Origin of the sequence: Chryseobacterium lathyri (genome assembly GCF_003290185.1) — a bacterium.
GTDB classification, from domain to species: domain Bacteria; phylum Bacteroidota; class Bacteroidia; order Flavobacteriales; family Weeksellaceae; genus Chryseobacterium; species Chryseobacterium lathyri.
Genome location: NZ_QNFY01000011.1, coordinates 63,510 through 87,282, shown reverse-complemented (window position 1 = coordinate 87,282; position 23,773 = coordinate 63,510). Strand labels below are relative to the sequence as shown.

22 protein-coding genes are annotated in these 23,773 nt (G+C 36.8%); 11 read left to right on the top strand and 11 right to left on the bottom strand.

Annotation, left to right across the window (positions count from 1 at the left end):
• Positions 1-9: 9 nt before the first annotated feature.
• The 5 genes from DRF61_RS16065 (at position 10) to DRF61_RS16045 (ending at position 3,614) form a co-directional block, all read left to right on the top strand.
• Complete coding sequence (locus tag DRF61_RS16065; protein ID WP_111958846.1) at positions 10-1,029, top strand: aminoglycoside phosphotransferase family protein; 1,020 nt, start codon at positions 10-12, stop codon at positions 1,027-1,029.
• A gap of 91 nt (positions 1,030-1,120) precedes the next feature.
• Complete coding sequence (locus DRF61_RS16060; RefSeq protein ID WP_111958844.1) at positions 1,121-1,537, top strand: RapZ C-terminal domain-containing protein; 417 nt, start codon at positions 1,121-1,123, stop codon at positions 1,535-1,537.
• Between the two features lie 75 nt (positions 1,538-1,612).
• Positions 1,613-2,326: a nucleotidyltransferase family protein gene (locus DRF61_RS16055; RefSeq protein WP_111958842.1), complete on the top strand. Its 714-nt coding sequence runs from the start codon at positions 1,613-1,615 to the stop codon at positions 2,324-2,326.
• A gap of 6 nt (positions 2,327-2,332) precedes the next feature.
• Positions 2,333-3,085, top strand: a complete 753-nt coding sequence (locus DRF61_RS16050) for an LOG family protein (RefSeq protein WP_111958840.1) — start codon at positions 2,333-2,335, stop codon at positions 3,083-3,085.
• 58 nt (positions 3,086-3,143) lie between these two features.
• Entirely contained in the window at positions 3,144-3,614 is a 471-nt protein-coding gene (locus DRF61_RS16045) for a DUF6702 family protein (protein ID WP_223558109.1), read from the top strand.
• 325 nt (positions 3,615-3,939) lie between these two features.
• Here the strand turns inward: DRF61_RS16045 and DRF61_RS16040 are convergent, their stop codons facing one another.
• Together DRF61_RS16040 and DRF61_RS16035 are read right to left on the bottom strand one after the other, a co-directional pair.
• Complete coding sequence (locus tag DRF61_RS16040; protein ID WP_111958836.1) at positions 3,940-5,337, bottom strand: M949_1556 family lipoprotein; 1,398 nt, start codon at positions 5,335-5,337, stop codon at positions 3,940-3,942.
• 16 nt (positions 5,338-5,353) lie between these two features.
• Positions 5,354-8,230, bottom strand: coding sequence for a carboxypeptidase-like regulatory domain-containing protein (locus DRF61_RS16035; RefSeq protein ID WP_111959039.1), 2,877 nt, complete (start codon positions 8,228-8,230; stop codon positions 5,354-5,356).
• 244 nt (positions 8,231-8,474) lie between these two features.
• On the opposite strand from DRF61_RS16035, the gene DRF61_RS16030 reads away from it, so the two are divergent.
• Positions 8,475-9,662, top strand: coding sequence for an endonuclease/exonuclease/phosphatase family protein (locus DRF61_RS16030; RefSeq protein WP_111958834.1), 1,188 nt, complete (start codon positions 8,475-8,477; stop codon positions 9,660-9,662).
• 53 nt (positions 9,663-9,715) lie between these two features.
• Positions 9,716-10,135, top strand: coding sequence for a DUF6146 family protein (locus tag DRF61_RS16025; protein WP_111959037.1), 420 nt, complete (start codon positions 9,716-9,718; stop codon positions 10,133-10,135).
• 87 nt (positions 10,136-10,222) lie between these two features.
• On the opposite strand, the gene DRF61_RS16020 is transcribed toward DRF61_RS16025, so the two are convergent.
• Together DRF61_RS16020 and rho are read right to left on the bottom strand one after the other, a co-directional pair.
• Positions 10,223-10,819: a superoxide dismutase gene (locus tag DRF61_RS16020; protein WP_111958832.1), complete on the bottom strand. Its 597-nt coding sequence runs from the start codon at positions 10,817-10,819 to the stop codon at positions 10,223-10,225.
• A gap of 357 nt (positions 10,820-11,176) precedes the next feature.
• Positions 11,177-13,033, bottom strand: coding sequence for a transcription termination factor Rho (gene rho, locus DRF61_RS16015; RefSeq protein ID WP_111958830.1), 1,857 nt, complete (start codon positions 13,031-13,033; stop codon positions 11,177-11,179).
• Positions 13,034-13,178: 145 nt separating this feature from the next.
• On the opposite strand from rho, the gene DRF61_RS16010 reads away from it, so the two are divergent.
• The 4 genes from DRF61_RS16010 to DRF61_RS15995 all read left to right on the top strand — a co-directional run bounded on the left by DRF61_RS16010 (position 13,179) and on the right by DRF61_RS15995 (position 17,304).
• Positions 13,179-13,568: a DUF4293 domain-containing protein gene (locus DRF61_RS16010; protein ID WP_111958828.1), complete on the top strand. Its 390-nt coding sequence runs from the start codon at positions 13,179-13,181 to the stop codon at positions 13,566-13,568.
• 419 nt (positions 13,569-13,987) lie between these two features.
• The gene (locus DRF61_RS16005) at positions 13,988-14,911 is read left to right on the top strand and encodes a M28 family peptidase (RefSeq protein ID WP_111959035.1); all 924 of its coding nucleotides are present in this window, start codon (positions 13,988-13,990) and stop codon (positions 14,909-14,911) included.
• 188 nt (positions 14,912-15,099) lie between these two features.
• Positions 15,100-16,932 carry an ABC transporter ATP-binding protein gene (locus DRF61_RS16000; RefSeq protein WP_111958826.1) on the top strand — a complete coding sequence of 611 codons (1,833 nt, stop codon included), beginning with the start codon at positions 15,100-15,102 and terminating at the stop codon, positions 16,930-16,932.
• Positions 16,933-16,959: 27 nt separating this feature from the next.
• A complete protein-coding gene (locus tag DRF61_RS15995) occupies positions 16,960-17,304 on the top strand; it encodes a DUF1801 domain-containing protein (RefSeq protein ID WP_111958824.1) in 345 nt (114 codons plus the stop codon).
• A 147-nt stretch (positions 17,305-17,451) separates the two neighbouring features.
• Here the strand turns inward: DRF61_RS15995 and DRF61_RS22925 are convergent, their stop codons facing one another.
• The 7 genes from DRF61_RS22925 to ftsH form a co-directional block, all read right to left on the bottom strand.
• Positions 17,452-17,841 carry a helix-turn-helix transcriptional regulator gene (locus DRF61_RS22925; protein WP_223558101.1) on the bottom strand — a complete coding sequence of 130 codons (390 nt, stop codon included), beginning with the start codon at positions 17,839-17,841 and terminating at the stop codon, positions 17,452-17,454.
• Positions 17,842-18,508: 667 nt separating this feature from the next.
• Entirely contained in the window at positions 18,509-18,838 is a 330-nt protein-coding gene (locus tag DRF61_RS15985; protein WP_111958820.1) for a helix-turn-helix domain-containing protein, read from the bottom strand.
• Positions 18,835-19,248, bottom strand: coding sequence for a transposase (locus tag DRF61_RS15980; RefSeq protein ID WP_111958818.1), 414 nt, complete (start codon positions 19,246-19,248; stop codon positions 18,835-18,837). Before DRF61_RS15980 ends, DRF61_RS15985 begins: the two co-directional genes overlap by 4 nt.
• Before the next feature lie 238 nt (positions 19,249-19,486).
• Positions 19,487-20,140: a phosphatidylserine decarboxylase family protein gene (locus tag DRF61_RS15975; RefSeq protein ID WP_111958816.1), complete on the bottom strand. Its 654-nt coding sequence runs from the start codon at positions 20,138-20,140 to the stop codon at positions 19,487-19,489.
• A complete protein-coding gene (locus DRF61_RS15970) occupies positions 20,140-21,012 on the bottom strand; it encodes a phosphatidate cytidylyltransferase (protein WP_111958814.1) in 873 nt (290 codons plus the stop codon). Before DRF61_RS15970 ends, DRF61_RS15975 begins: the two co-directional genes overlap by 1 nt.
• A gap of 24 nt (positions 21,013-21,036) precedes the next feature.
• A complete protein-coding gene (locus DRF61_RS15965; RefSeq protein ID WP_174772325.1) occupies positions 21,037-21,618 on the bottom strand; it encodes an LUD domain-containing protein in 582 nt (193 codons plus the stop codon).
• Between the two features lie 135 nt (positions 21,619-21,753).
• A complete protein-coding gene (gene ftsH, locus DRF61_RS15960) occupies positions 21,754-23,769 on the bottom strand; it encodes an ATP-dependent zinc metalloprotease FtsH (RefSeq protein WP_111958810.1) in 2,016 nt (671 codons plus the stop codon).
• Positions 23,770-23,773: the final 4 nt, after the last annotated feature.

Below are 23,773 nucleotides of genomic sequence, written 5' to 3'. Positions count from 1 at the left end.
TTCCATATTATGACTTCCGAAAACGCAAAACGATTTTTTGAAAATTATCTGGGTGAACCATCTTCTGAGTTCGTTACACTGGCTCAAAGTGGTTCTGCGAGAATAAATTTCCTGGCTAAATCCAACACCAGAAAATACATTGTCACCAGCAATGAAAACACCGCGGAAAACGAAAGCTTCCTTTATTATTCTGAAATCTTCTCAGAGCTTGACCTCAACACACCCAATATTTTTGCTGTTTCAGACGACAAAAAGATGTATATACAGGAATTTCTAGGAGAACAAACTCTTTCAGATGTTATTACAACAGAAGGACTTTCCGATAACGTAAGAACATTGGTAAAGCAAACATTAGAAAAGCTTTTCCAGCTCCAAATGCGGACCCAGGGGAAAATTGATTTTTCAAAAACGTTTGAATACGAAAGGTATGACGAGCTTCCCGTGATTCATGATCTGTATTATTTTAAAAATTTTGTAGCTGATATTCTGGAGCTCGAATACCGTAAATCTGTTTTATTGAAAGAATTTAAACAGATTGCCCAGCTTATTGAAAGTCTTGAACCCAAAGGAATGATGATCCGCGATTTTCAGGCAAGGAATATTATGGTGAATGAAGATCGTAAAGTTTCGTTCATCGATTACCAATCTGCGATGGAAGGGCCATTGATGTATGATGTGATTTCTTTCCTTTTCCAGGCCAAGGCCGACTTTCCGGAAGATTTTAAAAATGAAATGCTTGACTATTATATCATGCAGTTTGAAAATGAAGAAATCAAAACTAAACTAAAAAATTCGGTAAAACCAATTCAGATGATGAGATTTCTGCAGGTACTTGGAGCCTATGGCTTCAGAGGGCTAATCCAAAGGAAGCAGCATTTTATAGTCAGCCTTGAAAAAGGAATTCACAATATCACGCAGTTTGCCGCATCCTGGGAACAGATGCAGGATTATCCGGAACTGAAAAAAGTAATAGAACAACTGTCTTCGGAAGAATCAAAATTGAAAATTAATCACATTTTAAATAGCTAGCTTTCGACTCCGATCAAGCCGACAGCTTACAGATAACCGGTTATCAATAAAACTAAATAAGCCTTAATGGTTTAAATAAAAATAAAGAATAATGTTACACATCGACATACACAGTTTTTCTTACAAAAAAGGAGGAATTCCTAAAGACCATTCAGGAAACGGCGGAGGTTTTACCTTCGACTGCAGAGGAATTTTAAATCCAGGAAGAATTGAGGAATACAAAATCCAAACAGGAAATGATATCGGGGTTCAGGAATACCTTGAAACAAAAACCGAAATGCCTAAGTTTCTCGAGCTGGTAAAATCCATTATTTCAATTAATATTGACAATTATCTGGAAAGAGGTTTTGAAGACCTTCAGATCAATTTCGGATGTACAGGCGGACAACACAGATCCGTGTATTCTGCGATCAAGATTGCTGAATTCATCAGGGAAAAATATCCTGAAGGAATAGAAATAAGCCTCCACCATGACGAACAGCACCACCTGAATATGAGTAATGAATAATGAGCAATAAGTAATATTTTACTTTTCATCAATTCCTGAAATTACTCATTACATATCACTCATTACCTAGACTATATGAAAGCTTTAATTTTCGCTGCCGGAAAAGGCACAAGGCTAAAACCATTTACGGATCACCATCCAAAAGCACTGGCTCCGGTAAACGGCATACCGCTTTTGGAAAGAAATATCAATTATCTTAAAGGCTTTGGAATAAAAGATTTTGTGATCAATATCCATCATTTTGGAAATCAGATTGTTGAATTTTTAAATAAAAACAGTAATTTCGGCTGCAGCATTGAAATCTCAGATGAAAGGGACGAACTGCTGGAAACCGGTGGCGGCTTGATTTTTGCTAGAAGATTCCTCGATCACGGGGAAGATTTTCTAATCATGAACGCTGATATTTTAACGGATATCAATATTGATGCGCTCGTTGAATATCATAAAAAGATAAAAGATTTCGCTACTTTAGCGGTTTCCGATAGAGACAGTTCCAGAAAGCTGCTTTTCAATGATGATATGGTTTTGAGAGGCTGGCTTAATGTACAGTCGGGAGAGCAGAGGCTTGCAGAATTCAACAAAGGCTTTAAGGCTCTTGCCTTCAGTGGTGTTCACTGCATCAACCCTGCTATCTTTGAAAAAATAAAGAGAACCGGCAAGTTTTCTGTTATGGAGGAGTATCTTGACCTGATGCAGACTGAGCATATCCACGGATTTGTACATGACAGCATTCTGATAGATGTGGGAAGACCGGAATCTGTAATAGAAGCCGAAAAATATTTTAAATAATTTGCAATGGAAATGGATGGAACCAGGGATGAAAGTTTAGTAAATCCTGCACTTGATATTAACGAAACAAAACTTCACAACAGTCTCAGACAGAAAACCTGGGACGAAACCATCACCAAAGACAGTTGGATGGTTTTCAAAGTAATGGCTGAATTTGTGGACGGATATGAAAAGCTGGCCAAGATAGGACCATGCGTTTCTATATTTGGTTCTGCAAGACTGAAGCCTGAAAGCAGATATTATGAAATGGCTGTTGAAATTGCTGAAAAGATCACCAAACTGGGCTTCGGAATCATTACCGGAGGCGGCCCAGGGATCATGGAAGCTGGAAATAAAGGCGCTTTTAATGCACAGGGAAGATCCATCGGGCTCAATATTGATCTGCCGTTTGAACAGCATTTCAATCCGTATATTAATAAATCCTATTCTATGAACTTCGATTACTTTTTTGTAAGAAAGGTAATGTTTGTAAAATATTCCCAGGGATTCGTAGTAATGCCGGGCGGGTTCGGTACTCTGGACGAGCTTACGGAAGCAATGACCCTGATTCAGACCAATAAAATAGGCAAGTTTCCGATTGTTCTGGTAGGAAGTGAATTCTGGGGCGGATTATTGGATTGGTTCAAAGCAACACTGTTAAAAGAAGGAATGATTGCCGAAGATGATTTAGACTTATACCGTGTGGTAGACACTGCTGACGAGGCTGTTGCACACATCAAGGCATTCTATGATAAATATTCTGTGAACGTAAATTTTTAATTGGCATATTATTTGTGACCTATAATTAGCAAGAATGATTGTAAATCTATTAATTAAGATGAAAAAACTTTTATATATATCAGGAATTTTAACATTTTTTGTGTTAATGAGTTTTATGTATGTAGACTTTTTCTCTTCAATGACCAAAGTTGATTATATAGATGGAAGCAAAACATTGAAGTTTACCACAAAAATGAATACTAACCATATTTCTGATGCTATTAAAATCAATCCTAATACAGCAGGATTTGAAGCAGAAGTAAAAAAATATGTAAATAATAATTTTGATGTGTTCGTCAATGGCTCTCCAAAAACTATAACTTTCACCGGAAGTCAGGTAAGTGGAGAAACTGTATGGGTATATTTTGAGACCGGTGGTGTTTCCGATATCAATACCTTAAAAATTAAAAACACTATTCTTTTAAGTGCTTTTCCTAAGCAGATCAACATTGTTAGTGTTGCTTACAAAGGAAGCCAGAAAGTAATGAACTTCCAGCGAGGCAAGGAAGTGAATGAAGTTGCTTTCTAAACAGAATAATTTTAAAATATGAACCACTGCATCTGCGGTGGTTTTTTGTTTTTACTGTTTTATATAATTCAATCTAAAATCTTCTTCATAATGTGGCTTTCCAATCATATTCCCTTAGCATATTTAAAAGGAATCCGATTAAGCAATCTGTGATATCATATTTTTCGAACATAATAAATTCATTTTCAATATCATTAAATCAAAAGCTACAGATATGTCATGCTTTTTTATTAATTCTTCATTTGCATTTGCTCTTATCATTTATCACAACATAAAAAAGGCCGTCTAATGAAAGACGGCCTGTATTTAAAATATCAGATTTAAATTATTGAACCTGAATATTATCTAACTGAATAGTCGTTGTAACACCAGTTGATGCTCCGGTATATTCAAACAGGATAAATCCATTACCCGTTAATCCGGCAGGTAAAGTATAAGTTCCCGCAGGCGTTAATGTACCGTACCCGCTAACAGGGGTTTGTGGAATTGTAAATGCAGATGTAATATCTGTTTTTGTTGCTGCGGTAATATCTCCAAGTGGAGTATAATTGGTTGTGTAGTATACTTTTAAAGCATTACCGTTCCAGAATCCAACATTTACATCAAATTTCAACGTATTGGCAGCTGTAAAATCAACAGGTACTGCAAAATAGGTCAAATAATTTCCAGATCCTGAATTAGCTCCCAGCTGAATATACTTATTGTTGCTGAAAGTTTTTAACTGCCAGTATCTGTTTCCTAATACCGCATCATTTACATATTTAGGATACACTTCAAGGTTAGCAGGAGTCAGCGAGTAACTTTCAAAGTTTTCAAGGAAAGAACCTGAATAAGTGATCTCAGTACCTCCTTTAGGCGGCGTTGAATCTACTCTTGTTCCAGTGAAATTAATATCGGACAAGCTTCTGATCAGCATCTGCCATGTTGTATTGTATCTGCTTACCACAAAAGTAACAGTTCCGCTCCCTTTCGGTAAAAGCTCTCCTCCACTCTTGAAGAATCCTGAGTTTCTGATTACTGCAGTACCACCTAATTTATCTTCAATATTTCTGTCTGTATCCAAGCCTTGGCCTCCTGCATCATAATCAAGATATTTTTTCTGTACCGGGAAAATTTCACTTATATTGAACTGCACATCAGACACCGTTACTAAAGTATTGATTAGATTAGCCTGCTTTGCATCATTTAATGAATTAAGCTTTGTTGGAATAATAGTCTGGATATCCAATCCGTTTCCACCACAAACTCCGGAAACATATCTTCCTACAAGAGCCTGAGGAATTCTACCAATGGCAAAATTCGGATCTTCAGAACCAAGTTTAATTGATCCTCTGTCAAGTCCTAAACGTAATCCTTTAGCATTAATTCTGATATGTGCCCCTACCGGAAAGTCTGCAAAATTACTTGCTTTATCTACTTCGATCTGAAGACCCACAGTAGGGTTTACCGTTTTATCCTGGAAGGAAATCGTTTTATAAAAATTTCCCTGAGCATCAGAAGAAACGATATAACCGTCGAAAATCTGATCTGTTGTAATCAATTTGTATCCAGTTGCAGGAGCCTGAGCTGCAAAATCAGCCATTGAAATGGTAGGCGCCTCAAATTTATTTGAACAAGCGATTGGAGGAGTTTCCCAATCATCATTCTTTACACAAGAAGACACTGCAGACAGTACACCTACTGCCACAAATGCCGTTTTGAAAAAGTTAGTGAAATTATTCATTGTTATTTTTTATTTATTAGAATCTGAATTGTAAGTTAACGAAGTACGAACGCCCCTGAGTATACCAGTATTTCGGTCCGAAAGAGGGTTTAGGGCTATAATAATCATAAGCGAAATCCATAGCTTTTGTTTCTCTTGTCTGTTCGAAACCTCCTGTGATGAATCTTCTGTTGTTCAGGATATTATTTACAGAAGCGGTCAATAATATATAATACTTTCCGATCATGAATGATTTCCCTGCATTAGCATTCAGGAAAAATGCAGAAGGAAGTTCTACCGGTTTCAGCATATCGCGTACATCACCATCGGTAAGACCTAAATAAGGAGTACTTGAATATGGGTTCTGAATAAAGTTATTCGTTCTTAAAGCCGGAGCCGGATCCAGATAATTATTATCGAAATAGTTCCAGTTGGCTCCTACCCACCAGTATTTTGGATTGTTATATCGGAAACCTAATGAGAAAGCTCTCTGAGGAGTACCTCCCTGCTTATAATCTTTCAGATATGCTTTACCGAAAGAAGTCACACTGCTTCCTGATGCATCAGAAACCAAATAAACTTCCGGATTATTTCTGTACGTATACTGTCCTAAACTTGCAAGTCCCTGTAAAGATAAAGTAGGAATAACTTTTAGATCAACACCTAATTCCACTCCCATATTTCTTTTCTCAAGATTAGACATCACCTGAGTAACGAATGCACTCTGTACCTGAGAAACAGATCCGTCTGGATTGGTGCTGCTCATCTGGATCCCGTCTGCAAAGAAGCGCTGTACGTTGGTTTCATTCTGTGTATCTACAATATATCCTGATGCTCTTAATTTCAGGAAGGGTGTATTGATAACATAGCTTAAATCATTAGCCGTGTAAACCGTACTCCTAATATTAGGATTAACAAGGGCATTGATTCTAGGATTGATAAACAAATCCTCCAGGAATGGTGCCTGATTGTACATCGCTCCGTTATACACTAAGAAATTACGTCCATTGATACGATAAACGATCTGTCCTTTCAGACCGAAGTTCCAGAAATTGTAATCTTTACTTTTCCCGTAAGAGTTTTCATATAAATAATGCTTGAAAAGACCTTCTCTGTTTGAAGTGGAATATCCTGCCATAGCAGAAACAAATACATCGAAATTACCGGTAGAGAATTTCAGTCCCGGATTTACTTTTGCTTCCTGTCTTCTCAAAATATAATTATAAGTCATACGGTCTCCCACTCTCAACTGAACGTTAGGATCCAACGTATTATAGAATCCTGTAGAACCAGGTTTAGCAGACTCTTTAAACGGATCAACACCAATAGCATAATCACCCCCTAAAAGGTCTTTCATTTCACGGTAAAGTTCAGATTTGTAGTTCTGATAAGAAACGTTCATGATAAACTTTATACGGTCGTTAAAGTTATATGTGTAATGGGTACCTGCGTTGAAGATCTTATCATCACTTACATCATCTACAAGATATATCTTGGAACGTTTCCCTGATAATCCGTACAAACGAGCCATTTCAGCCTGGTCTGCAGCATCGTTCTTTTGATTATTGGCATAGATCTGCCCCCAGTTAATCTGAGTAACATTGGGATCTCCATTCTGCCAGTTAGACATACTTGTATTATAGGCATCCCAAAGCGTGTTATACTGCATGGGATCAGTCTCAGTGTTATTAACGGAGTTATAAATAATACTGTTGATATAGTAACTTGGTAAGTTTCTATAATAAGTAGGTGACGGATTGGTTACCCCATTCCAGTCCAAACGCGAACCTTTATCTTTTCCAAACTGGTAAGATGCAGTTGTCCAAAGGCTGGAATTTTTATTAATCTTCCAGAAATCCTGAACCTGAAAAAGCGGCTGGAATCCTCTTCGAACTCTTTCACTCCTTTTTTCTCCATCCTGCCATCCCCAGTAAGAGTTGTAATGTACACCTCTGTAGTCATATACTTCCTGAGTACTTGGACTGGCTGTAGATCTTCTATATGGTGCACCTATCGCATTGAATGTTATCGTATGGCTGTCACTGAATTTCTTTTCTATACCCAGGTAAGCTCCATAAGCATCGTAGAAAGTTCCTTCCTGAATTCCTTCCTCAGCCCATCTCCTGGCTCCCATTACAGTAAATGCCCACCCTTTCTTACTCATTCCTGAGGTATAACGTAAAGAGGTTCTGTTTCTGTAGTTTCTGTTAGTCAAGGACTGTGTAAACTGGAATCCTTTTCTATACTCACTGGCTTTCGTATTCTTATAAACAACAGAGCTGTTTCCACCAAAAGCATATTCAGACGGAGAATGGTTAGATGCGATCTCCGGATATCTCGTGATCTCGTTCAATCCACCCCAATTGCTGAAGTCAACATTACCATTATCAGATTTTACCATTGAGACACCATTCAGCATAGATTCTCCTGTTCTCCCATCAATTCCTCTCGGACGGAACCAGTAAAATCCTAAATCAAAAGCAGCAATTCTGCTGAAAATATCCTGAGAAGATTGTAATAATCCTACTGTAGAAGCTTGCCCGCTGCTGTTACTGTCATCATCATCATTGTCTATAATCGCTAATCCTTGATCTGCGTTGGTAAGTGCAGAATATAGAGTTATGACCCCTAGATCCTTTCTTTTCTCATCGGTTACGTCAAACTCCATCATTTTGGTTTCGAAGTTTGGTTTCGTAATCATAATTTGATAATGGCCCGGCTGCAGGTCTACAAACTGGAAGTATCCAATTTTGTCAGCCGTTACATCATTTTCGCTCCCTTTAAGATCTACTTCTGCCCTTTCAACAGGCTTTCCATCAGCATCCTTAAGATACGCAAATACAGTAGTCTGCGCAAAATAGAATGAAGCAGGAAGTAAAGTAAATAAAGAGACTAATGATAGTTTTTTAATCATGAGTATATTATTTTTTTTAATACTTTTCTTCTTAATTCTCAACAGTTTAAAAGTTGGGGGCACAAATTTAATCAAAATTTGGAATCTCCAACTTTTTTAACAATATTTTTTCTTAACATTGCAACCTTTTAAGATTCATTATATAAAAGAATTGTTTTATCTTGTTTTAAATTTACAAATATTTAAATGGAGTGAATTAAAAAAAGGTAAATTTGTGGTTTAAATAATTTTAATACTCTAGAGGATGAAGAGATTGATGAGTTTTATCGCTGTTATTTTTTCAATAATGGCTTTTGCACAACAGGGAAAACTTAGGAAAGTGGCTACTGTTGGCTTTTTGAATGTTGAAAACCTTTGGGACACCATCCGTTCTGCAGACTATATTGATGGTACAAAAGATATCCGTAATCCGGCTTTCCACCGAAGCATTCCAATGGATTCCATTAAGTTTTTAGAAGCAGAGAAACATGACGGGCCCTGGAGTGACGGTGCTTTAATAGGCAAAAAAGCAGTAAGATATCAAAGCGGATCTGACGAATTTACGCCAAACAGCAGTAAAAATTATAATACTAAAATTTATAAGGCCAAGCTTGCCAACGAAGCCAAGGTAATATCTGAAATGGGTGCACAGTATACGAAAACAGCACCTGCAGTAGTGGGACTTATTGAAGTTGAAAACAGGCAGGTCATTGAAGATCTGGTAAAACAGCCTGTTCTTGCCAAATATGACTACGGAATTATTCATTATAATTCTTATGATTACAGAGGAATTGATGTTGCATTAATTTATCAGAAAAGAAGATTTACCCCGACCAATTCATTGAAAAAAGAACTAAAAGTTTTCGGTGATGATGGTAAAAGAGAATATACAAGGGACATTTTGGTAGTAACAGGTTTCCTGGACAATGAAAAAGTTGCATTTTTCATGAATCACTGGCCATCAAGAAGAGGTGGCGAAGCCGTTTCATTACCTAAAAGAAATGCTGCTGCCGCTTTACTGAAACAGCAGATGGACAGTATAAGAGCAGCAGATCCTTCCACTAAACTTTTTGCAATGGGTGACTTTAATGATGATCCTGTGAGCGCAAGTTTGAAAAATTATCTAAAAGCTGTTGCAGGCCCCAAAGATCTGAGCGAAACTACACCATATCTTAATTTAATGTATCCTTTATATAAAAAAGGGATCGCTTCACTGGCTTACCAGGATGCCCCTAACCTTTTCGACCAGATCATTGTTTCTAAGAATGTAATATCTGATCAGGTGACAAAAGAATATTCTGTATACAAAGCAGAAATCTTTGCTCCACCTTATTTAGTGAATAAAGAAGGAAATTATAAAGGATATCCTTTCAGATCCTGGGATGGAGACCGATTTACAGGAGGATACAGTGATCACTTCCCGGCATTTGTTATTCTTCAGAAAGAACCATAAAAAATTAACTTAGGCACTCATTTTGAGTGCTTATTTTATATACAATGTTCATTATGAAAAATCTTATTATACTATTTTTCTTCGCCTTTATTCCTTTCAGCTGTTTTTCCCAAAACAGTCCCAAGAAAGAAGAAGAAAAATCAGAAATGAAGCCTTCTAAGAACGAAGACGGAGAATGGGAGCTTACTGTGATTGATACCCAGTTTGATTACTTTTTAAATGCTGTAGCCAAACCGATCAGCCAGTACTCAGAATCTTACCTGAAAACAAAAAATACATTTCTGGTTACTGAATGGAATTCCTACTACAATTCAGGGAAATACCGGAATATTATAGAGTCAGGTATAGATTACGACCCAAGAGAAAACTACGGAATAAAATTCGAATATAAGTTGTATCAGGTCTTTGCCTATGTCAGCTGGAAATACGGACTAAGAATGAATGGACTTTCCGGAAGCGATGCTGTTAGATAAAATAAACACTAATGTTTATACATTTGATCTACAATAAAAAGGTTCAGAATTTCTTCTGAACCTTTTTATTTTTATAATAGCTGAAAATTATTTGTTGAATAATTCCTCCACTTTATCCCAGTTTACAACATCAAAGAATGCTGAAACATAATCAGGTCTTCTGTTTTGGTAGTTTAAATAATAAGCATGCTCCCAAACATCTAATCCAAGAACCGGAGTTCCTTTCACGTCTGCAACAGGCATTAACGGGTTATCCTGGTTTGGAGTAGAAGAAACAGATACGGATCCGTCTGCATTTTTAATCAGCCAAGCCCATCCTGAACCAAATCTGGTTTTAGCCGCATCAGAAAAATCAGTTTTGAATTTTTCTAGACCTCCATAATTTTCAATGGCAGCTTTTACATTTCCTACAGGCTCTTTGCTTCCACCCGGAGTTAAAATTTCCCAGAATAAAGAGTGGTTAAAGTGTCCTCCTCCATTATTTCTTACGGCCGGCTTGTCAGTCCCAGTCTGGCAGATCTCTTCGATCGTTTTTCCTGCCAATTCAGTTCCTTCGATTGCTTTATTTAGATTGTCAATATAAGCCTGATGATGTTTTGTATAATGGATCTCCATAGTCTTTGCATCAATAGTTGGCTCTAATGCATCGTATGCATATCCTAATTTAGGTAATTCAAATGACATAATTTTTATTTTTAATGTTATATCCAAATTTAGCCAATATTTAAGCGATTATCAACAATTGGGGATTACTTTAATAAATCTTTAACATTGATATATTGATTTAGAATGAATTAATTTTTATAGGAGGGAAGCAGAAAGTCGGAAGATGGAGGTATCGCAGTATAAAATACATCTCAAAGTTGTACTTACTAATAAAATATAAGCTGCTGTCTTTCCTTAACAGTCCCCAATTTCAAGCTTCTTAAATACCTAAACTCTAAGACACTCAAGCTATAAGATTTTCAAAAACTCCACTATCCAAATAAAAAGCACGAAGATCGCTGATCCCCGTGCTTTTTTATTAACAATTAAATTAATCTATTTATTCATAGACATCAGGAATTCTTCGTTATTTAAAGTTCCTCTGATGTTTTTATTTACAAATTCCATTGCTTCTACAGGATTCATTTCAGAAAGGTATTTTCTGAAGATCCACATTCTCTGAGAAGTAACTTCATCTAAGAGAAGGTCATCTCTACGCGTACTTGAAGACACAAGGTCAATTGCAGGATAAATTCTTCTGTTGGCAATTTTTCTATCCAACTGAAGTTCCATGTTCCCTGTTCCTTTAAATTCTTCGAAGATTACTTCGTCCATTTTAGAACCTGTATCGATAAGCGCTGTAGCAATAATGGTTAATGAACCGCCTCCTTCAATCTTTCTGGCCGCTCCAAAGAATCTTTTCGGCTTGTGAAGTGCATTAGCATCCACACCACCTGATAAAACTTTACCTGATGCCGGCGTAACGGTGTTATAAGCTCTTGCCAATCTCGTAATTGAATCTAGTAAAATCACTACATCATGTCCACATTCAACCATTCTCTGGGCCTTTGCTAAAACAAGATTCGCTACTTTTACGTGCTTATCTGCTGCTTCATCAAATGTAGAGGCAATTACTTCCGCATTTACACTTCTTTCCATATCGGTAACTTCTTCCGGACGTTCGTCAATCAGAAGAACCATCATATATACTTCAGGATGATTGGCTGCAATAGAGTTGGCAATATCCTTAAGCAACATCGTTTTACCTGTTTTAGGCTGGGCAACGATCATCGCTCTCTGCCCTTTTCCGATAGGTGCGAAAAGATCCACAATTCTTGTTGAAAGTGTAGATCCATTTCCTGTAAGGTTAAATTTCTCTTCAGGAAAAAGCGGAGTCAAATATTCAAAGGCAACACGGTCCTTGATGAACGCAAGATCACGTCCGTTTACTTCTGTAGGTTTCAGCAAGGAAAAGTATTTTTCACCTTCTTTTGGAAGTCTTACAATTCCTTTAACGGTATCTCCGGTTTTCAGACCAAAATTTCTGATCTGTGCTGTAGAAACATATACATCATCAGGAGAAGAGATATAGCTGAAATCAGATGAACGAAGGAATCCGTAGTTATCCGGAAGGATTTCCAAAACCCCTTCAATACTAACCATCCCGTCAAAACTAAACTCTTTTCTGTGCTCAGAATGATGCTCCTCATTTCTGTCAGCATGTTGTCTTTGCTGATTTGGATTCTGATTCTGATTCTGGTGCTGATTAGGATTTTGGTTCTGACCCTGGTTTTGGTGTTGATTAGGGTTCTTATTTTGGTTTCCGCTGTTTTGCGGATTGTTGTGTCCTTTTTGTTGGGATCTGGCCTGAGGTTGGGAAGTAGCAGGCTTTTCTTCTGATGGAGCAGATCCCTGAGGTTCTGCATTTTTAGGAGCTTCTGCTCTTTCTTGTGGAGTTTCTGTATTGCCTGTGTTGGCAGTTACTCTCTTTCTTTTTTTCCTAGCCTGTGCTGAATTATTTTCTTCAGGAGCGGAAACTGTTTCAGCTTTAGGCTCTTCCTGCTTTATTTCTTCAGCAGCCGGCATCTTTTCTTCTACTTTCTCTTCAGCTTTAGGGCTTTCTTCAGTAGGTGCTTTTGCTTCTGCTTTGGGTTTGGCAGGTTGTCTTTTAGGCGCTGCTTTTTTTACAGGAGCCTTTGCAGGTTTATCTGCCGGTTTTTCTTCAGTATCCATACTGGTTTCTGTGGCGTTGAAATAATCTTTTGCAACTTTAGGGTTAGAAGCCTGAAAGTCAAGAACGGCAAAGATCTTATCATTATCATTGCTGTTTCTAGCAACTTTAACGCCTAAATCTTTTAAGATTTTAGTCAGTTCCGTTACGGATTTTGACCTTAACGTTTCTATGTTAAACATACTTAATGTAAAAATGTAATTAATTGTGAGTAAGAAAAGTAAGTCCGGTGACTTTTGTTTTCAAGTACATATGTATAATGCAAATCTACACTTATTTTTGAATTGTGCAAAATTTATGTTATTTTTGCCAGGTATTTAATAATCTATGTTACAGAGAATACAGACTATATGGACCCTTTTGGCAGTTTTGGCTGCTGTTTTCCTTTTCATTACGGGACAGGATGTTGACGTTTTCGGCAATATTCCGGTGATTAATATTGGCTGTATTGTACTTGTTTTAGCAGGAGCATTGAGTATTTTCAGTTTTAAAAACAGAAAAAGACAAATTTTGCTGAATACATTCAGCATCATTATAAACGTTTTGTTGATTGGTGTATTGGCGTACTGGTTACTAAACTTATCCGGAGGAATTCAGATTCCTGAGAAGGGTATTGAGCCGGTTTTCCCATTGATCGCGGTAATATGTCTGTTTATTGCAAACGCATATATCCGCAGAGATGAGAGGCTCGTGAAATCTGTAGACCGACTTCGATAGCCTTACAACGATTTTTTGAGTGAGAACAGTTCCGAAAGGAGCTGTTTTTTTTTATTTAACACAAAGTTTCACATCTAAGTTTTACTATTTAAGCAGGGCAAAGATGCGGGCTTCGCCGTTGGTCAAGCGGACGGTAATACGAGCGCTTATTCAATCAATCGAAGATTGATTTTCACTTTGCATCCATAATTTTTACATTTTTAAATTAAACTTTGCGTTTAAAATAAACCATTAAGATTGAATAGTCTTTTATGAATATTAAGTTCAGCTTCACTTAAAAGCAGATAATTTTCTTAATTATATTTACCCCCTTTAACCTTCTTAATGGTTCAAAAATGTATGCTCACCAGATATTTTATATCATTTCATGCAACATTTCCGTTAAGAATACGACTGATCCTATAAATTTGTATCAAAAAATGAAAAAACTAACCTACCTGGTCCTGTCATTCTGTTCAATATTTACATTTGCACAGGAAGTTTCAAAAGAAAGAGTAACCACCATACTTGCAACCCTTGCTTCAGATGAAATGAAAGGCCGCGAGATCGGAACTCCGGAAAATGATAAGGCCGCAGAATACATTGCAACGCTTTTTAAAGAAAACAAACTTGAATACTGTACGGGAAATTCTTACCTGATTCCTTTCGAATATGAAGGAAAGAAAGCTTATAATGTATGCGGCATCAAAAAAGGAAAAACAGATAAATACTTAGGATTTTCAGGGCATTTCGACCATATCGGGACCAGTGATAAAACCGGCGACAATATTTATAACGGGGCAGATGATGATGCGAGCGGAATTACCACTTTAGCAGGTATTGCCGACTATTTTAAAAATAAAAAGCCTGAATTCTCAATGGTTTTCATGGCCTTCAACGGTGAAGAAAAAGGAATGCTGGGTTCAAGAGCTATTTCCACAGATACCGGTTTAGATAAGATATATAATAATATGACTGCACTTTTCAATTTTGAAATGGTGGCTACAGAATCCCAGTTCGGAAAGAACGCTCTTTTTATGACAGGCGATGAATTTTCTGATTTTGATGAGCTTTTTAATAAGTATGCGGCCAACGGATTAAAAATCAATTCCGATCCGTATGCTGCACAAAAATTATTCTACAGATCAGACAATGTGAGCTTTGTAAAGAAAAAGATTATTGCTCATTCATTTTCTACCGTGGACATGACGAAAGCGTCCCATTACCATAACGAAAGTGATGATGTAAAGGTTGTAGATTTTGATAATTTAACAACCATCATCAATAATGTTGGAAAAACTTTAGAAAAACTGACACCACAGAATTTTGCTCCGAAATATAATAACAAAGTAAAATTTCAATAATAAATAATAAAAAACAAAACCGCCGGACTGGCGGTTTTTTCATACCCTGAACCCTTCTAATCACTGAAAATTAAACAAACGTTTGTAACAAAAAACAATTTACTGAAACATATTAATTAAAGTAAAACAGGATTAAGAACGTCTTTTCCTTTAATTTTACGTAATTTTGCTATCCAATTTTTCATTGAATGAAACCATTACAAAGAATACTTTATTTCGCGAAACCGCATCAAAAATACCTTTTCGGAAGTATGTTTTTCAATATACTGTACTCCTTACTCAATATCTTATCTGTAGGAACTATGCTTCCTATTTTGGGGCTGATGTTCGGTACGATTGAAAAACAAGGAAAAGAACCGGTTTGGAGCGGTGCCTTTGGCGATTATTTCAATTATATAAAAGATAAAGCTTATTATTTTGTACAGGTACAAATTGATCAGCATGGTGCTGTTTATGTACTTGCTGTTCTGTGTGCGATTACAGCAGTTTCATTTTTATTAAGAAATATTTTCAGGTACGTAGGCGCATTCCTTTTAGTGAATTACCGTGTTGGGATTACCCGTGACCTTCGTACTGCGATGTACAATAAATTCCTACAGCTTCCTGTTTCATTCTTTACGGAGCAGAGAAAGGGAGATATGATGTCCAGAATCTCCAATGACATCGGAGGTGTAGAAGGTGGAATTATGGGAGTACTGGTAGATATCATCAATGCTCCGTTCATGATTATCTCATCATTGATTGCCTTATTTTTACTGTCCCCTCAGCTGACACTCTTTTCACTGGTGGTTTTCCCGGTTATGGGATTATTGATCTCCTGGACGGGGAAAAGCTTAAAAAAGCAGGCTCATTTTGCCCAGGCTGAACTGGGAAATCTTTTTTCACTGGTAGACGAAACTTTAAAATCTTCTAAAGTAATCAAAATCTTTAATGCGGATAAGATCCTTAAGAACAGATTCAACGAAACAACGACCAACTGGCAGAATTTCGCCATAGATATGAGCCGAAGAAGAGAATTGGCCTCTCCTATGAGCGAATTCCTTGGTTCCATTACCATTCTTATTATTACGTGGTATGCCGGAACTCAGATTTTAGAGGAACAGACTATGAAACCTCAGGCTTTCCTGGTTTTCATCGGAATGTTCTTCCAAATCCTGGATCCTGCCAAAAAGCTTTCCAGTGCAATATCTTCTATCCAGGGAGGTATGGCAAGTTTGGAAAGAGTAGCTGAAGTTCTTGATTATGATTTAAAGGTAGAAGAAATTGCAGAGCCGGTTTCTATCTCTACCCTTAGCAACCAAATTGAATTCAAAAACATTGGATTCTATTATGATAAAGACAATGTTATCCTTAAGAATTTCTCACTGATCATTCCGAAAGGAAAAACCATAGCACTTGTAGGACAGAGCGGGAGCGGAAAAACAACGATTGCCAACCTTCTGGCCAGATTCTATGATGTGAATGAAGGTGAAATTTTAATTGACGGAACTAATATTAAACATTTAAAATTAAAAGAATACCGTCAGCTTCTGGGAATGGTAACCCAGGAGTCTGTATTGTTCAATGATTCCATCTATAATAATATACTGATGGGTAAACCTGAGGCCACAAAAGAAGAAGTTATTGAGGCGGCAAAAATTGCTAATGCCGATACCTTTATTTCGAATCTTCCCGAAGGCTATGATTCCAATATCGGGGATGATGGGAATAAACTTTCCGGTGGCCAGAAACAGAGGGTTTCTATTGCCAGAGCCGTATTGAAAAATCCACCGGTAATGATCCTGGATGAAGCCACCTCTGCCCTGGATACTGAATCTGAAAGATTTGTTCAGGATGCTTTGGATAAAATGATGGAAAACAGAACCTCACTGGTTATTGCCCACCGCCTTTCAACCATACAAAAAGCAGACTGGATTGTAGTAATGGAGAAAGGAATTGTAGTGGAACAGGGAACACATCATGACCTTATCGCTAAGAAAGGAATGTACCACAAACTGGTGGAACTTCAAAATTTCGACTAATCGTTTATTGAATTAAATTTCACTTAAATGAATCCTATACAAGAGTACTTCTACAGAATTAAAGAACCTGAAAGAAGTGCTCTTTTGTTTTTACGCAAAAAAATTCTGGAATCTGATACGGAAAATATAACAGAAACATTAAGCTTCGGGCTTCCATTCTTTAAATACAAAAAGAAAATGCTGTGTTATCTTTATTACAGCAAAAAGTATAAGCAGCATTATGTAAGCTTTTATCACGGCGATAAACTCGATTACCCTGAACTTATCCGGGATGGCAGAAAGAAATTTAAAATCCTTTTAATTGATATGGAAAAAGACTTACCTGTTTCTTTTATTATGAATGTCATTGATGATATAAAGCAGTACCTGTGACCAGCCAATACAGAGACTAAGCTCAGCAAAATACAGCTAAAAATTCTTTTGCTTTAACGAAATGCAAAGTTATTTAAATCAATCTGGTATAATCAAAATAGGACTACATAACATCACGCATGAATAGAAAAATTCAGAATACCAGGCTTATATTTTAAGTATAAAGTTGTTGATGTTAATATCAGAGGGGATATCCAATTTTTTTCGGATTCTATATTTTCTGCTTTCAATCGCTCTCACACTGCTATTGGTACATGAAGCAATTTTTTTAGTATCAAAATTCAGTCTCATTAATGCACAGATATGGATTTCGGAACTAATAAGACCTGAGTTGATATTTAAAAGGTTAGGCATAAAATCCGGAAAATAAATCTGAAATTTTTCAATAAAGAGAGGTGAATCTACTTCTGCCAGCTCTAAAATTTCGGCAATATTGTCTTCAGTAAGATTATTGTTAGTGATCTGCTGTTTCATCAATTCATTATTGGTCTTAAGCAGGTCTTCGATGGTTGAATCTTTAATCTCCGTTTCCTTCATTAAACCGTTAATGAGTTTATCTTTCTGGTATATAAAGAACGCATCTATGAGAAATTTCGTAAAGCAAAAAATGATATTAAGCAACTGTATTATCTTAAAGTCTGCCTCCTTGATATATTTGCTTCTTGGTAAAAAATTCAATTCAAAATATAAACAGCCGACAAAGTTTAGAGCAATAATGATCACAATAAACAATATAAGATAATAATCTTCTTTGTAATTGAAATAGAAAGGCAATGCAAATAAAAGCGAAAAATAGAAATATTCAACACCTGCATTCCTAGAAGTATATATATAGAAAAAACTTATTATGAATGTAAGAGCTATAAAAACAATTATTATTGTTGCTTTTAAAACTCTTCTGAATTTACTGATTTTTCCTATAAAAAATATTAAAAATAACCAGAAAAAAGTAATACAGATAAGAAATGTAGATCTCCCACCATCTCCAAAGAAAAATACCGAATAAAATAAAAACAGTAAAAAAAGAAATAAAAGATAACGATTGATCAGCTTTATATAGTTATGGTCTAAATAATTATCATATACTTCATTTTCACTGTTAATTAGTTTAGAAATCCTGTTTATCATATTCCAAAACGTTTAAAATGTGACTGTATTACAAAATACACAGTAAAGATAATTCTCCCACAGATTGATTACAAACTTATATTTTAAAAATACGCTTCCACTTTGAAAGCGTATTCCGGCTCATTCGGAAATAGTTCGCCGTTTGCGTATTATTAAGTTTATTTTTTTTCTGATATTCAAGGATATTGAGAATGGACCTTTGGTCATAGGAGCGAAGTTTTTGATTTTTACTTTCCACTAAAAGCTCTTGCTTACCAAAAATCATTCTGTTTAATGCTATAATATCTATAACAGTATTAATCGTTTCAATTTTTTGCATGATCCTGAAATTATTCATTTTATCAGGGAATTTCTCCTCAATAATATCAGTATATATTTTTTTATAATCCGGCCCTGTATCTTTCATGCTTTTTTAATCCACTTGGAAAGAGTGGTTTTAGGTATTCTGTATTTCAGGACCACGTCATTCATTGTCATCTTTTTGCTGACAATCTTTTCTATTATAAAACTCTTCACTTCCTCAGTATATATGTTTTTTCTAAAAGCCGGCAAGTTATCTTTTGGCCTAGAAATATCATGCCTCTTACTGGGAGGGGCATAAAGAATCAAATGCCCGCTATACACTCTAAAAAAATCATACTCCAGTAACTTGCTCCATCTTAACAATAAAAAGGTATCAATACTGCTTTCCCGATACATACTTTCAATCTCGTTCTCACTGCATTTCATAAACTTCTCAATTCTGCCGACAGGCATCCCAACTTCACGAACCCGTTCATGTATAAGCTTTCCAATATGTATACTTTTTAAATTCATTCTTCATTTGTTTTTATTATTGACTGAAAATATTAACTATTGCTGTCGCGGGTACAAAATTATTGACAACCCACGTAGCCCCCTCATCATAACCTACTCAATATTACGCATGAGTAGTAAAACTCATACACAAAGAGATTATGGAGGAATCAGAATAATTTCAAACTGTCAGCTTCATATGAAAACAAAAAAGGAGAAAACTTAATTTCTCCTTTTTTCTATTTTGACTTATTCTATATTAATCTTTCATTTTGGCGATCACATCCAGACCTCCTTTTGTAATGTCTCCTATCTTGCAGATGATTTCGGTATCCAAGGGCAGGAAAACATCCATTCTTGAGCCGAATTTAATGAAACCGAACTCATGTCCTGCTTTGGCCTGATCTCCCTCATTACAGTAGAAAACAATCCTTCTTGCCACATATCCCGCGATCTGTCTGAATACTACCTGATGATTGGTTGCTGTTTCTACAGCTACCGTAGTTCTTTCATTCTCTGTAGATGACTTTTCGTGCCATGCCACAAGATATTTTCCGGGATGGTATTTCTTATAGATCACTTTTCCGGAAACCGGATATCGGCAGATATGAACATTCAGCGGTGACATGAAAATGGAAACCTGAATGGCTTTTCCTTTAATAAATTCAGTCTCATCCACTTCTTTGATCATAACCACTTTTCCGTCTACCGGAGCAATCACATTTTCTCTATGCTCAAGTATATTACGGTCCGGAACTCTGAAAAACCAAAATACCAAACTATAAACCACCAATAATGGCATAATGATCAGCAAAGACCATATTTTAAGAAAATAAATAGCCAATATACTTATGATGATAAACAGTATCGTTGCTACGGTAATCGTTCCTTTTGATTCCTTATGTAATTTCATTAAATAAATTTTTCTAAAATAAAGTACAAATATACGACAGGAACGCAGATTAAAAAACTGTCCAGTCTGTCCAGTACACCTCCATGCCCCGGAATGATGTTTCCACTGTCTTTTACCCCGAAATTTCTTTTAAGCTGGCTTTCTACCAGATCACCCAACGGAGCGAATGCAGCAACCAGGAAACCTACCACCATCCAGTTTCCGCGAAGTTCCGGTTGGTAATGCTCTACAAAGTAAGATAAAACCAGCGTCAGGATAACTCCTCCGGCATACCCTTCCCAGGTCTTTTTGGGGGAGATTTTAGGGGCCATTTTATGTTTTCCGAAAAACTTTCCGGTAAGGTAAGCAAAAGTATCACTGCTCCAGATCAGGATAAACAGGAAAAGGACCTCAAGTGAGAACGTTCCTTCAAAGCTGGAAAACTTGGGCAGACCTAATGCAAAGCTGAAAGGCAATGCCACATAGATTACCGTAAATATCAGTTTTCCGCTGTCATAATATAATTCATTGGAATATTTGAATAATGTAACTACCGCAATAGCAATCAGGGAAATAGCCAGTATTTCGTTCAGTCTGAAATCGAAAAAGAAATCATGCTTGAAATATCTTTTGGAAAAAATATAATAAATAAAAATAACCAGCGGAAGTACGATCCATTTTTCATAGCCTTTCCCAAACTTCATGATCTTAACACATTCCCAGGTACCTACCAGCAGCAAAAGACTTATCAGACCGTAATACAGGTATTCCTGTCTGATAAAATCCGGATGGATCTTGTTGATCAGCTGGGCACCCAGCGGTGTTGTGCAAAGAATGATAACGGCAACGTAAACAAGTCCGGAAATGGTTCTTTGAATAAGGTTTTTGTCCAAAATGTAAAATTTATAAGTTGATGCTTAATCTTCAAGCAGCAATAAAAACAGTTTTGTATTCGTATTGGAAGAAGTATCTAAGCTTGACTGACCTCCACTGATGGAAGTAAGGTTCTTGATATTCCCATTTCTTTTTATTTTTCCCATCGCATCATTAAGGTTGTTCACAATTTGTGATACATTGGCCATGATAATGATTTTACCCGGAAGTCTTGAAGAGTGGTAATGCAGGATATTGTTGTGCGAAAGCATGATCCTGCCGTCATAGGCAATAAGATATTCGCAGGTAATGAAAGCAGCATCGTTGCTATGCTCCATTTCAGAAGTATAGGGTATTTTCACTACGCTCAAGAAGTTTTGAAGCTCCTTGTCCCAGCAGAAAACATTACTGATTCCTTCTATTTTCACAATCTGGTTTAAAGTCTGTAGAGCTTCCGCTTCATCTGCACAGTAATTAAAAAAACCTCCTGAATGCGTAAATAATTGCGCAAACTTATAGTCAAGATCCGCATTTTTCAGCGAATCCCCGAGCTTTTCCAGACTCTGTTTTTCTTCTTCCTCAGGCTGGTTGGTAAGTTTGCTTACAATCCTCTTGAATAAATTCAACTTAATCTATTTTTAGTCAACTTTATACAAAAATAGAAAATTAATTACAATAGATTCTAAAAATAGTCCTTAAATATGAAAAAACCTGACAATTCTAAGAATGTCAGGTTTATTTGAATATATTTTGGAAGTATTTTAAAGCTGAGTCGGGCTTTCCGGAGCCTGAATTTCACTTTCTTCTTCTTTATCTTGGATAATGATCTGCTCATCGGGTTGTTTCGCAGTAGAAATCGTGCTGGTAACAGGTCTTTCTGTTAACTCAGGATCCCATGCTCTTTTACCGAATATATCTTCAAGATCTTCGCGGAAGATCACTTCTTTTTCCAAAAGTTTATTTGCTAAAGCATCAAGCTTATCTTTATTCTCAGTAAGAATTCTTACCGCTCTTTCATATTGAGTTTCGATGATCGATTTGATCTCTGCATCAATTTTCGTAGCCGTCTCTTCGGAATAAGGTTTACCGAAAGAATATTCAGACTGGCCTGAGCTGTCATAGTAGGAAATATTCCCAATATTAGGGCTTAGTCCGTAAACAGTAACCATAGCCTGCGTTCTTTTCGTTACTGATTCCAAATCAGATAATGCTCCTGTAGAAATATTATTGAAAATAACCTGCTCTGCTGCTCTGCCTCCTAATGTTGCACACAATTCGTCCAGCATTTGCTCAGTAGTGGTCAGCTGCCTTTCTTCCGGAAGATACCAGGCTGCACCTAAGGAACGTCCTCTCGGAACAATTGTTACTTTTAAAAGTGGTGCTGCATGTTCTACCAGCCAGGAGATCGTAGCATGACCTGCTTCATGATAAGCAACTCTTCTTTTTTCAGAAGGTTTGATCGCCATATTCTTTTTCTCAAGACCTCCGATGATTCTGTCTACAGCATCAAGGAAATCCTGTTTTGTAACAGAAGTATGACTGTTTCTTGCTGCAATTAATGCTGCTTCGTTACATACATTCGCAATATCCGCTCCACTGAATCCAGGGGTTTGTTTTGCTAGGAAATCTCTGTCAACGGTGTCATCCAGCTTGATTTTTTTCAAGTGAACATCAAATATCTCTCTTCTTTCGTGCAATTCCGGAAGGTCTACATAGATCGAACGGTCAAAACGTCCGGCTCTCATCAGGGCTTTATCAAGGATATCCGCTCTGTTGGTAGCAGCCATTACAATAACGTTAACGTCTGTTCCGAAACCGTCCATTTCTGTAAGAAGCTGGTTCAGGGTGTTTTCTCTTTCGTCGTTTCCGCCTGAGAAATTATTTTTCCCTCTTGCACGTCCGATAGCGTCGATCTCATCGATAAAGATGATAGCCGGGGATTTAGCTTTTGCCTGGGCAAAAAGGTCTCTAACTCTTGAAGCTCCTACTCCTACGAACATTTCTACGAAATCTGAACCTGAAAGGGAGAAGAACGGTACTTTGGCCTCACCTGCAACAGCTTTTGCCAATAATGTTTTCCCAGTCCCCGGAGGGCCTACAAGTAGAACTCCTTTAGGAATCTTACCTCCCAGTTTTGTATATTTTTCAGAATTTTTCAAGAAGTCTACTACTTCCTGTACTTCTTCTTTAGCGCCTTCAAGACCTGCAACATCTTTAAATGTCACCTGGATTCTTTCTTTTTCGTCAAAAAGTTTCGCTTTAGATTTTCCTATTGAGAAGATCTGTCCGCCAGGACCTCCGCCTCCACCCATCTTTCTGAAAAGGAGGAAGTAGAAAAGACCTAAGATCGCTATCCATATCAATGCTGAAACCAGGATATCCATGAAAGGATTTTTGCCTGCCCCATAATCTTTTGTGGTTTTGATGTTAGCGTCTGCAGCTTTTATCTGATCAAATTTCTGAAGGAAAAGCTGAAGATCTCCATATTTTACGGAAAAATCTGCTTTTGGAGCCATATCGAATGCAGAAAGAGGATTGCTTTGGTTGGCCGTTTTACTGACCATTGCTGTCTTTGCTGCTTTTGTCAGGAAAACATCAGCTTTCTCTGTGTCTTTGTATATGATAACGTTTTGGACCTTTCCTGCCTGCATTTCCCTAAAGAAAGCATCCTCATCAATAGATTTTGCACTGTCGCCTCCTAAAAAATTGGAACCGAAAAATAACAAAAGAGCCACGATTGCAATTGGAAAAAACCAGTTGAATCCTTTATTGTTCATTTAT